At 40.9% G+C, this 12,082-nt stretch carries 12 protein-coding genes; all 12 read right to left on the bottom strand.

What is annotated here, in order from left to right; genetic code table 11:
• Window positions 1-19: 19 nt before the first annotated feature.
• Window positions 20-2,176, bottom strand: coding sequence for a chemotaxis protein CheA (locus tag HQQ94_RS08925; RefSeq protein ID WP_173294086.1), 2,157 nt, complete (start codon window positions 2,174-2,176; stop codon window positions 20-22).
• Window positions 2,177-2,191: 15 nt separating this feature from the next.
• A complete protein-coding gene (locus HQQ94_RS08920; protein WP_173294085.1) occupies window positions 2,192-2,929 on the bottom strand; it encodes a protein phosphatase CheZ in 738 nt (245 codons plus the stop codon).
• Between the two features lie 13 nt (window positions 2,930-2,942).
• The gene (cheY, locus tag HQQ94_RS08915) at window positions 2,943-3,326 is read right to left on the bottom strand and encodes a chemotaxis response regulator CheY (RefSeq protein WP_173294084.1); all 384 of its coding nucleotides are present in this window, start codon (window positions 3,324-3,326) and stop codon (window positions 2,943-2,945) included.
• A gap of 18 nt (window positions 3,327-3,344) precedes the next feature.
• On the bottom strand, window positions 3,345-4,085 hold the full coding sequence (locus HQQ94_RS08910; protein ID WP_173294083.1) for an RNA polymerase sigma factor FliA: 741 nt from the start codon (window positions 4,083-4,085) through the stop codon (window positions 3,345-3,347).
• Entirely contained in the window at window positions 4,078-4,959 is an 882-nt protein-coding gene (locus HQQ94_RS08905; protein ID WP_173296581.1) for a MinD/ParA family protein, read from the bottom strand. Before HQQ94_RS08905 ends, HQQ94_RS08910 begins: the two co-directional genes overlap by 8 nt.
• A 4-nt stretch (window positions 4,960-4,963) precedes the next feature.
• Entirely contained in the window at window positions 4,964-6,352 is a 1,389-nt protein-coding gene (gene flhF, locus HQQ94_RS08900; RefSeq protein WP_173294082.1) for a flagellar biosynthesis protein FlhF, read from the bottom strand.
• Window positions 6,353-6,363: 11 nt separating this feature from the next.
• Complete coding sequence (gene flhA, locus HQQ94_RS08895) at window positions 6,364-8,451, bottom strand: flagellar biosynthesis protein FlhA (RefSeq protein ID WP_375335694.1); 2,088 nt, start codon at window positions 8,449-8,451, stop codon at window positions 6,364-6,366.
• 127 nt (window positions 8,452-8,578) lie between these two features.
• On the bottom strand, window positions 8,579-9,712 hold the full coding sequence (gene flhB / locus HQQ94_RS08890) for a flagellar biosynthesis protein FlhB (protein WP_173294081.1): 1,134 nt from the start codon (window positions 9,710-9,712) through the stop codon (window positions 8,579-8,581).
• Window positions 9,713-9,816: 104 nt separating this feature from the next.
• On the bottom strand, window positions 9,817-10,614 hold the full coding sequence (gene fliR / locus HQQ94_RS08885; RefSeq protein WP_173294080.1) for a flagellar biosynthetic protein FliR: 798 nt from the start codon (window positions 10,612-10,614) through the stop codon (window positions 9,817-9,819).
• A gap of 73 nt (window positions 10,615-10,687) precedes the next feature.
• Window positions 10,688-10,957 (bottom strand): flagellar biosynthetic protein FliQ, encoded by a 270-nt coding sequence (locus HQQ94_RS08880; RefSeq protein ID WP_173294079.1) that lies wholly within the window; start codon window positions 10,955-10,957, stop codon window positions 10,688-10,690.
• A gap of 7 nt (window positions 10,958-10,964) precedes the next feature.
• Window positions 10,965-11,711 carry a flagellar type III secretion system pore protein FliP gene (gene fliP / locus HQQ94_RS08875; protein WP_173294078.1) on the bottom strand — a complete coding sequence of 249 codons (747 nt, stop codon included), beginning with the start codon at window positions 11,709-11,711 and terminating at the stop codon, window positions 10,965-10,967.
• Complete coding sequence (gene fliO, locus HQQ94_RS08870) at window positions 11,708-12,082, bottom strand: flagellar biosynthetic protein FliO (RefSeq protein ID WP_173294077.1); 375 nt, start codon at window positions 12,080-12,082, stop codon at window positions 11,708-11,710. The genes fliP and fliO overlap by 4 nt, the downstream gene beginning before the upstream one ends.

Genomic DNA, 12,082 nt, shown 5'->3' with positions numbered 1-12,082 from the left:
TTCCTATTCGCATATCATTTTATTTTTTTGCATAATTATTTAATAATCCTGGAATATCTATGATAAGTGCGATACCACCATCTGATGTTATAGTCGCACCAGCCATTCCCGGTGTACCATGAAGCAAAGTACCAAGTGGCTTAATAACCACTTCTTCCTGACCAATTAAAGAGTCGACCACAAAACCAATTTTCTTGGTTCCTAATTGAACAATAACAACATGGCCGTGCTCTTCTTTACCCTGTGAAGATGTGCTAGGATTGCGACTCAACCAACGTTCAAGGTAAAATAGTGGCACGGCTTTTTTTCTAACAATAACAGTTAACTGACCGTCCACTACATTGGTTTTAGTTAAATCTAAATGAAAAATCTCACTCACACTTGACAAAGGCAAAGCAAATACTTGCGTAGAAACTTGAACCATTAATGTAGGCATAATCGCAAGAGTTAAGGGAACTTTAATCTTTAAGACTGTCCCCTTGCCTTTCAAAGAATCGATATCAATCGTACCATTCAATTGAGCAATACGAGTTTTGACCACATCCATTCCAACACCGCGCCCTGAAATATCTGAAATTTCAACTTTAGTAGAAAAACCAGGCGCAAAAATCAAATTATAAGCTTCAGTATCAGACATTCTGGATGCTGTATCTTCATCCAACACACCTCGACTAATGGCGATCTCTTTTAATTTAACAGGATCCATCCCTGCCCCATCATCCTCAATTTTAAGTAAGATGTGATCACCTTCCTGACTTGCAGAAAGAACGATAGTCCCTGTTCGAGGCTTGCCTGTAGCCTCACGATCATCAGGCATCTCAATACCATGATCAACGGAGTTTCTCACTAAGTGAACTAAGGGATCGGCGAGTGCTTCCACTAGATTTTTATCTAAATCGGTCTCTTCACCGATCATCTTAAGGTCAATTTCTTTTTTCAAGGTACGCGCTAAATCTCTAACAACTCGAGGGAATCTGCCAAATACTTTCTTAATTGGCTGCATACGCGTCTTCATCACCGCACCCTGCAGATCAGCAGTAACTAGATCTAAGTTAGCTAACGCTTTAGACATTTCTTCATCATCACGTGCGATACCAAGACTAAGAAGTCTATTCCTGACCAAAACCAATTCACCAACCATATTCATGATCTGATCTAAACGCGCGGTATCGACACGAACGGTTGTTTCAGCCTGAGGCATATTACTTGCGGCGGGTTTACCTGCCGCTTTAGCTTTAGGTGCCGGTGCTTCTTTAGCTGCCGCAGCTGCCGCAGCTGGTGCTTCTTTAGCTGCTACAGGAGCCGCCGTCACGGCTTTTTCTGGCTCAGGTTCTATTTTGGCTTCCACTTCAGTTGGTGGAGTTGATGCTTTTTCAGAAGTATCAGTATCTTGTAAATCATCGAGTAACTTTTCGAACTCATCATCGGTAATGTCATCAGAATCAACAGGGGCCTCTGGAGCAACTTCATTTGACTTAAACTGACCAGAACCATGTAGATTATCTAATAATGACTCGAATTCATCATCTGTAATATCACTATTTGGATCAACTTCATCCGCTGCCGGTTTATCAGCAGCATCATTTCCATGAAGTGCATCAAGGAGTGCTTCAAACTCAGATTCATCTATTTCGTCTATGCTTTCACTGCTATCGATAGCAGCTGGTTCTTCATCAAATAGATCCATGCCAGAATCAGCGTCATCCTTAACATCACTTGCCGCAGTCTCTTCTGATTCTTCAGCTGGAGCCGCCGCTTCTTCAGCACCGCCTTCATTAGGTAATAATTGACCCGCACTGAGTAATTTTAAATTAGCAAGCAATTCGGGATCAGCATCATCCTGCTCTTCAGCAGCTTGCGTCTGAGCAAACATGGAGTTGATTGCATCAACAGCCTGCAAAATAATATCCATTAACTCAGCAGAAACACCTCGCTTACCTGTACGCAGTAAATCAAATGTATTTTCTGCTTCATGGCAAACGGCTACCATAGGATTCAAACCAAGAAAACCCGCCCCCCCCTTAACCGTATGAAATCCACGGAAGATCGCGTTTAGCAGTTCCGTATCCTCTGGATTATTTTCCAAAGCCACCAACTGTTCTGATAGAAGCTCTAAAATCTCACCAGCTTCTATCAAAAAGTCCTGCAGTATCTCTTCATCAACATCGAATGACATTAATATGACTCCTAATTAGAAACCTAGACTCGACAACAAATCATCAACTTCATCTTGACCTGCAACGGCATCTTCTCGTTCCTCGGCATTAATTATCGGACCTTCGGCCTCAATACCTGTATCTGAGATTGGTAAGCTTTCACTAGCAGGTTGATCACCGAATACAGTAAGCATAGAAACTAAATTATTTTCTACTTCTCGAACTAAATCGATCACTCTACGAATAATCTGCCCCGTCAAATCTTGGAAATCCTGAGCCAATAAGATGTTATTGAGTAATTCTTTTAATCTCATGGAATCCAATTCGCTTTGCTCAACAAATTGTTCAACATCATGGCATAAGGTTTTAAATTCAGTCAGCGCTAGATCACGCTTCATGAGTTTAGTCCACTTAGGCTTAACTAACTGAATATTAGTCGCGAGCATGTCAGCCAATGGTAAACAATCTTCTACTGCATCCATTGTTTTATTGGCCGCTTTTTCTGTCATTTCAATAACATAATTTAAGCGTTCTTTAGCATCTGGAATTTCTGTACTCGTTAATGTCGATAGCCTATCATCAACCTGAAAATCAACAATAGCACTATGTAACTGCCGAGTTAATCTTCCAACTTCATCGAATAGCTCCGTTTGAATCGGTGATGTAATATCCCTTAACAAGTTATCAGCTTCCTCTTGCTCACCTTTTGTAAGCAGATCTACAAGTTGTGTCGCTTGTTCTAGTGAAATAAACCCTGAAGTAATAGCCTGCATAACACAACCTTGATTAACCGAGTCGTTCGAAAATTTTGTCTAATTTCTCTTTTAATGTTGCTGCTGTAAAGGGTTTAACCACATAACCATTCACACCAGCTTGTGCTGCAGCAATGATTTGTTCCCTTTTTGACTCTGCAGTCACCATTAATACGGGAATACCTTTCAATTTTTCGTCAGCACGAATCGCTTTCAATAAATCAATCCCTTGCATACCAGGCATGTTCCAATCAGTGACGACAAAATCAAAGTCACCGTTTTGAAGCATAGGCAATGCTGTTGAACCGTCATCTGCTTCTTGAGTGTTGTTAAAACCCAAGTCTCTTAACAAGTTCTTGATGATACGTCTCATTGTTGAGAAGTCATCAACAACGAGAATCTTCATATTCTTGTCCAAAGTACCCTCCGCGGAGCTCTAATTATTATTTACGTTAACGTTATTATGTGTCCAATGCTTAAGTTTAGCTTTAAGTCTGAGCATTGCCTGACTTAATATCTGGCTAACTCGTGACTCACTCACCTCAAGAATGGCCCCAATCTCTTTTAAATTTAATGCCTCATCATAGTAAAGCGACAAAACTAGCCCATCTCTGTCAGATAAAAGTTTAATTGCTTCAACCAAGGCTGTGTGGAACTCAACATTCACAATTGCTTCAAATGTATCGTCTTGTCGATTTTCACCTTGGCTTATCACATCAACCGACACACCTAGATCTTCGGTGCCCATCATTTTGCCAACGGAAACATCATTAAGAATATGGTGGTACTCATTTAATGATATATCAAGTTTTTGAGCGATTTCAGTATCTTTTGCATCTCTGCCTAGCTCTTGTTCTAACTCATCAATGACGTTAGCAACACGCCTTTGATTTCTATGGACCGATCTTGGAACCCAGTCTCCACGGCGAATTTCATCTAGCATGGAACCGCGGATCCTAATGCCAGCAAAGGTTTCAAACTTTGCGCCTTTACTGCCATCGAAATTTGTTGAAGCTTCAAGAAGTCCCATCATACCAGCCTGCAATAGATCATCAATTTGAACTGATGCAGGTAAACGCGCTAAAAGATGGTGAGCAATTTTTTTAACCAATGGCGCATACTGTTCAACAATTGAAGCTTTATTATCTGAACAAGTATATGCCGTGTTTTTACTCACTCGCTCTGTCCTCTTGATATTCAGGTTTTTGCACTAACCGCTCAACAAAAAACTCTAAATGCCCCCCTGGTTGTTGAGGGATCGGCCAACTAATAATTTTATTCGCTAAACCATGATACGCAATCGTTGCCGGAGACTTTGGAAAAGCTTCCACTACTAATTTTTGCTTACGTACAGATTTTCGCAAGTTTTCATCGAATGGAATTGTAGCAACCAATTCTAATGCGACATCTAAGAAACGATCTGTAACTTTACTAAGCTTAGCAAAGAGTTCCATACCTTCGCGTAAACTTCGCACCATATTGGCAACTATTTTAAAACGAAAGACACCATGCTCTCTACTGAGGATCTTAATAAGGGCATAAGCATCTGTGATAGAGGTCGGTTCGTCACACACAACCACGATAACATCCTGAGATGCACGCGAGAAGCTCAACACCATATCAGAGATCCCAGCAGCAGTATCCACTATCAAAATATCAAATTGAGTTCTCATTTCACTAAATGCTCGAATGAGGCCAGCATGTTGAGCAGAAGACAGTTCTACCATAGCTTGAGTACCGGAAGTTGCAGGAATAATCCCAATGCCTTTAGGCCCACGAACAATAATATCGTCTAAGTCTACATCACCAGATAATACATGTGATAAATTATACTCCACACGTAACCCAAGCATTATATCAACATTAGCCAGCCCTAAGTCGGCATCCAAAACTAACACCCGCTTGCCCTTTTCCGCCAATGCCACTGCAGCATTAATAGAAACGCTTGTTTTACCTACGCCACCTTTGCCACCAGAAACAGCGATGACCTTTACTCTATCGTTATTTGGTTGATTCATCATACGTAAGCCACTTGCTTGATCCCGAGTCATCTTTTTACTCAAATGCATAGGTCCTTTGATCAGACCCTTCATAATTCTGTTTTATTACTTGCTCTTTCCTGCCTAATGGTGATAGCGCTTTCTTTGCTAATGCTAATGTATCAGCAACTTGCATATCTTCAGGAACCCTTTGACCATCAGTAATATAACTTAATGGTAATCCACTTTGTATCAATACACTCAATGCAGGAGCTAAAGAAACTGACTCATCGAGTTTTGTAAGTACAGCCCCAGAAAGTGGGATCCGTTTAAATTGTGCGACGGCATCTTCTAGTACTCTTCTTTGTCCTGTTGCCGACAGTACCAGATAACTCCTAATAGGTAATCTGCTATTTGCAGCTAAATTATCGAGTTGCTGAAAAAGCCTAACATCTCGCTGACCCATACCCGCCGTATCTATCAATACTAGCTTGCGATTACGAAACTGATATATAATTTGTTCCAACTCATTGAGATCATGAGCTTGCTTCACTGGACACCCCATTATCTTGCCATAAGTTGCCAATTGCTCAAAGGCCCCAATGCGATAATGATCAGTGGTTATCAATGCAACTTGATCTGAGCCATGCTGTGTCGCAAATCGAGCAGCTAATTTAGCGACAGATGTGGTTTTACCAACCCCTGTAGGCCCAACAAATGCAACAACACCACCTTGACGAACAATATCATCTCCCTGATTATCCAACATATTGGCTAAGCAGCGTGGTAAAACCTTAACGAGCTCTGCTGGCTGATAATGCTCACTCAAGTCTGACAGTTTTGCCGCCACCATTGGAGAAAATTCAGCATCTAGCAGTTTACTTTCAAGCATAGCACCAACTGGATTCACTCGGCTTTTCTGCTCCGACAATAGTGATGTGACCTGGTGAGTTAATAAGTTACGTAAAGAAGCCAACTCTTCGCGCATCACATCCATTTCTTTGTCACCGTTATTTTTAACGTTTACCTTGGTTCTCTGAGGATATGGTACCTCTACTTTAGAGGTTATTTGCTTAGCCTGGGGCGCTTGTAAGCTTTTAGCCCAATCAGGCATATCAAACTCACTACGCTTATCTGCAGCTTGTTGATCAATCCGACTCTGTTGCCTTTCAAGTAGAGCTTGTAATGAATCAGCGTCAGGCTTTGCTTTCATATCTGAACTAACCGGCTTTTTGAATCCAAGGGATATTTTTTCCTCAGCTAATTCCATAAACTTTGATGACTTTGATGTCTGAGGCTTTTTGGGGACATTAGCTTTAGGATCGTCATAATCGATTGCTGCAACAATTTCAATGCCACCAGTCACCTTTTTATTTGACATAATAACAGCATCTGAGCCTAAGGTCTCTTTGACCTGAGCTAAAGCTGTACGCATATCTTTCGCTAAAAATCGTTTAATTTTCAATTTTATACCCTCTACTGGCCAACAGCAGATACTATTCTAATCTGCCTTTCATCGGGTACTTCCTGATAGGAAATCACCCTTAAGTTAGGAATAGTATGTTTAACAAACCTAGATAAGGTTGAACGTAACATACCAGAGGTAAGCAATATTGCGGGCTGCCCTATCATTTCTTGCCTTTGAGATGCATCTTCTAACGATTTTTGCATTCGTTCGGCTAAGCTAGGTTCAATATTAGGACCTTCTCCCCCTGTTGCTTGCATAGACTGATGCAACATTTGTTCCAACTCTGGCGCCAAAGTTATGACAGGTATTTCAGTTTCTGGGCCGCTAATCTCTTGAACTATCATTCGCTTTAATGCAATTCGAACAGCAGCGGTAAGCACTTCAGTATCGCTACTCTTTGGCCCATATTCCAGCAAGGTCTGCACTATGGTCTTAAGATCGCGAATGGATACTCCTTCATTGAGTAAATTCTGCATCACTTTCACGGCGGTACCCAGCGACATGACATCAGGAATAAAACCATCAACCAATTTGGGAGAGTGCTTATTCAACATATCCATCAATTGCTGCACTTCTTCATAACCCAGCAGTTTGGCTGCATTATTCGTTAACAATTGACTCAAATGAGTAGCAACAACAGTCGCAGCATCCACCACTGTATACCCCAAAGATTGTGCATGTTCTCGTAATTCAGGGGCAATCCATACCGCTTCTAAACCAAAAGCGGGATCGGTGGTTTCTATCCCATCTAATTTACCGTATACCTGACCGGGATTAATCGCTAGTTCACAATCGTGCCGAATATCAGCCTCTCCTGATGCCACTCCCATCAATGAAATACGGTAACTATTTGGAGAGAGGTCTAAGTTGTCTCGAATATGAACTGCTGGCACTAAAAAACCTAACTCCTGAGAAAGCTTCTTGCGTACTCCCTTTATACGTCCTAATAACTCTCCACCTTGCCCTTTATCCACCAAAGGAATTAAACGATAACCCACTTCCAAACCAATAGTATCAACGTGTTGCACATCATCCCAGCTAAGCTCTTTTGGCTTAGGATTGGTCACTTCTGCGGGAGGTTGCTGGGCGAGTTGTAGCGCATCGGCTCGTTTAGCCTCTTGCTTACGATAAAGTCTGTAGGCAACAAAGCCTGTAATGGCTCCGAAGGAAAGAAATGCAAAGTGTGGCATACCCGGTACTAGGCCCATAATCACTAACACACCAGAGGTAATGGCAATGGATTTAGGGCTATCAAACATCTGGCTCATCATCATCTGACCCATATCGCCTGACTCATTTTGACGTGTAACCATAAGCGCAGCAGCAATAGAAAGCAGTAAGCCTGGGATCTGAGCAACCAGCCCATCACCAATTGTCAATAGTGTATAAATTTCAATCGCTGATGATAAATCGAGATCATGTTGGACCATACCAATGACGAAACCCCCAATGATATTAATTACAAGTATCATAATTCCAGCAATAGCATCTCCTTTTACAAACTTTGACGCACCATCCATTGCCCCATAAAAATCAGCTTCTTTAGTTACGTCAGCTCGGCGTACCCTAGCTTGCTCTTGATTCAACACGCCGGCGTTTAAATCCGCATCAATCGCCATTTGTTTACCCGGCATCGCATCCAATGTAAAGCGTGCGCTGACTTCTGAGATCCGACCAGCCCCTTTAGTTACCACTGCAAAATTGATAATAATGAGGATTAAAAACACCACTAACCCCACAGCATAATTGCCGCCTATGACCACTGATCCAAATGCTTCAATCACTTTACCTGCCGCATCTCCTCCATTATGCCCTTCAAGCAAGACAACTCGAGTAGATGCTACATTCAATGCTAAACGCAGTAATGTAGCAACAAGAAGAACACTCGGGAAAGCCGCAAAATCTAAAGGCCTATTGGTATAAATCGATACCAGTAAAATAACAAGAGCAAGTGAGATATTAAAAGAAAATAAGATATCAAGAATAAATGCTGGTATTGGCAAAACAATCATAGCCAAACCTGCAATAACGAGTAAAGGCGTACCAAGCCCTTTTAAATGAGCTTGTTTAATATTTTTTAACTTCGCTATATTCACTTTCATATCCATTAAAAAGAGTCCAAACTTTGACATCTAACTCTAATTAAGCAATATTTAAGCCAATATACCTCATCACTATATAATGGTATTCATTCTATTACTAATAAAAAAATAAGATTAATTATTAATATCTTAAGTCATCAGGAATAGATTGGTTAGCAGGGATCTGCGTGGGCTTCCGTCCTCCATGTTGCTGATATTGACGCAATTGAAATACATAAGCCAATACCTGTGCTACCGCCGTAAAGAGTCCTTCTGGGATCTCCTGATCTATTTTAGTGGTATGATAAATAGCTCGCGCTAACGAGGGAGCAGACACTATCGCGATGTCGTATTCTCGTGCAATTTCTCTTATTTTAAATGCCACATCATCAACCCCTTTAGCTAAAACATAAGGTGCTGTCGACTTCAGAGCATCATACTTCACAGCGACAGCATAATGTTCCGGGTTAACCACAATAACATCAGCATTAGGTACTTCGCTCATCATCCGTCTTTGTGCCATTTCCCTTTGCATTTGTCTCACTCGCCCTTTCACTTCTGGCTTGCCTTCGGTATCCTTATATTCATCGCTCACTTCCTGCTTCGTCATTTTTAATTGTTTATTATGGTTCCATATTTGAAATGGTACATCGATCACCACCAGAATAATGGTTGAAGAACAGAGCAAAATAAACATCCAAGCTAACAGCTCTAAAGCGTGATAAACATTACCGGGAAGATGTTCCCGTGACAGAGCTAAAATATCATTAAAATAATAACTTAATAAAAAATAAGCCGATATAGCAATAACCGAAAACTTAGCAACACCTTTAATCAGTTCCACCAATGCTTGCACACCAAACATTCTTTTAAAGCCCTTCAATGGACTCATTTTACTCGCTGTAGGCATAAAAGCTTTAACTGAAAATGTAACGCCTCCAAGTACACTATTCCCAATAAATGCAAGTGCAGCGATAAAGACAATAAAACTCAGCATGGGCACGGCTAACTGCCGAGCAATAAACCCCCAAATTAGATACATTTCATGAGTGTCAAAAATTTTTATCCTATCAATGGTAAAAGCTGTTTTCATGATTAGCGCGACAGCACTGGCAATATCATCTCCGAACAACATGAAACCGATAGCTGAAGCGAGCAATACCGATGATGTTCCTAGATCTTTTGAACGAGCAACCTGCCCTTTGTCCCGCGATTGCTGGCGTCGCCTGGAGGTCGCTTCTTCTGTTTTTTCTTGACTGCTATCATTTTCAGACATAAATGATAGCCAACGCGTGATCAGCCATCAAAATACACCATCGACATTTAACATCGTCACCTTTAGTCATGATTAATATCTCCAACTCGCTGCACAGTTAAATACTAAAACAATCCATCGGTGTTACATTGTAATTCTACAATATCGCATAATAATAGTTGAGCTGCTTGCCATACTTCACCAAAATGTTCCATGATTGGCGTTAACGTTAACCATAAAATAAATAAACCAGCAACCATAGTCACCGGAAAACCAATAGAGAAAATATTGAGCTGCGGGGAAGCTCTTGTCATCACACCAAAAGACAAATTGATCATTAACAAAGCCACAATAGCAGTGATCGACATCGTCAAGGCTGCACCAAACATATAAGCCCCCCACTCCGCGAGGAGTTTATAGCTGGTGATGCTCAATCCCTTATCTGATATTGGGATGGTATCAAAACTGACCACCAACATCCGGATCAAGACTAAATGACCATCAACCGCGAGAAATATCATGGTCGTTAACAGTAAGAAAAAATTACCTATCACTGGAGTTTGCTGCCCCGATGAAGGATCAACCATAGAGGCAAAGCCTAAGCTGGTCTGCATACCAATAATTTGCCCTGTCAACACAAATGTCTGCATAAGTAACAGAGTGACAAATCCCATTGCAATACCAATAATAATCTGTTGAGCGACGATAAACACAGAAGACACAGACAAAAGATCCACATTTTCAACAGGAGGCAAAACAGGAGCTATTGCGAAGGTTATTGTCATCGATAATAGCAGTCTTACCCTTACTGGTGTTGTCTTAGCCCCCACAATCGCCATCGCCATCAGCATACTGGAGACTCTAAATAGCGGCCACATATAGGATGCTATCGTGTCCATTAGCGTCGCGATTAATATCTCCACAATTAAAATACTTTTTGACAATTAACATATTCAACCAAAAATGCTGAATGCAGACGACTGGAAAAAGAAATCATTAACCTATGACCTGAGGGATCATATCCACCATCGTAAAAAAAAATTCCATCATCATTTGTATTAGCTTATGACCAAGAAACATAAGCGCAAATAACGTAACCAATAAACGAGGGAGAAAACTCAAGGTTTGCTCATTGATTGACGTTGCAGCCTGAAAGACCGCGACCACAAGACCAATGACAAGACCAGGGATAATGATAAGAGAAACGATAACGACAATAACAAATAACGCTTCTCGAAATATATCAACTAAGGATTCAGGATTCATAACGTCCCTAAATACCAAAACTGTTTGCTAACGTGCCCATCACTAAACTCCACCCATCGACCAAAACAAACAGCATAATTTTAAACGGTAAAGATACAATCATAGGCGATAGCATCATCATACCCATGGCCATCAATATACTGGCAACGACTAAGTCCAACACTAAAAAAGGGACAAATAGCATAAAACCAATCTGAAATGCGGTTTTTAACTCGCTTGTAATAAAGGCTGGGATAATGACACTCATCGGCGCTTCTTCAGGCGACTTAATATTTTTATAGCCTGATATGTTAATAAAAGTCCCAATATCAGTCACTCGAGTTTGTGCCAACATAAAGGCTTTAATCGGCTCTTTCCCAGTATAAAATGCCTGTTCTATGGTAAGCGTTTCATCGATGTAAGGTTTAACAGCTTCATCATAAACTTTATCAAATACGGGTGACATGATAAAAAAAGTAAGAAATAGGCTCATTCCTATCAGCACTTGATTAGAGGGAGCTTGCTGTAAACCGATGGCTTGACGCAGAATTGAAAGAACAATAATAATCCGCGTAAATGAAGTCAACATAATCAGCATAGCAGGCAAGAAACTCAACGCCGTCATCAGCAGTAATATCTGCATCGTGACAGAATATTGAGTTTCACCATTGACACCCGTTGATACCGTTACCGCTGGTAATATTCCATTCTGAGCAAAAAGCTCAGGAGAAATAAGCAGTAAAGTAAACGTGATGACAATCAAAATAGCATTCATATTTGCTTGGTCTTAGCTTGCCGCAATCGATTAGCAAAAGTATTCGTATCTGTGTTAACGGCATTATCGAGCTTATCAATCATATTCACCTGTTGAGCTGTCACACCAAGTAAATATTGCTGTCCATCAACCTCAATTAATACCACCTTCTCTTTTTGCCCAAGTGAAGTTACAGCTACCATTTTAATTAACCCATTACTAGCTGGGACTAAATTAAGTCGTTTTACAATATAAGCTAATACAAAAATCAATATGAGAACCAGTATAAGTCCTCCCATCATATTAGACAGTGTCGCCATCGTGGCGCCTTTCTCTACAGGAACTACAGCTTCTGAGGCTGTGGCAACGCCTGTAGCTAACAATGAAAACAT

Source organism: Shewanella sp. VB17, assembly GCF_013248905.1.
GTDB lineage: Bacteria > Pseudomonadota > Gammaproteobacteria > Enterobacterales > Shewanellaceae > Shewanella.
This window is presented reverse-complemented; position numbering and strand designations above follow the sequence as displayed.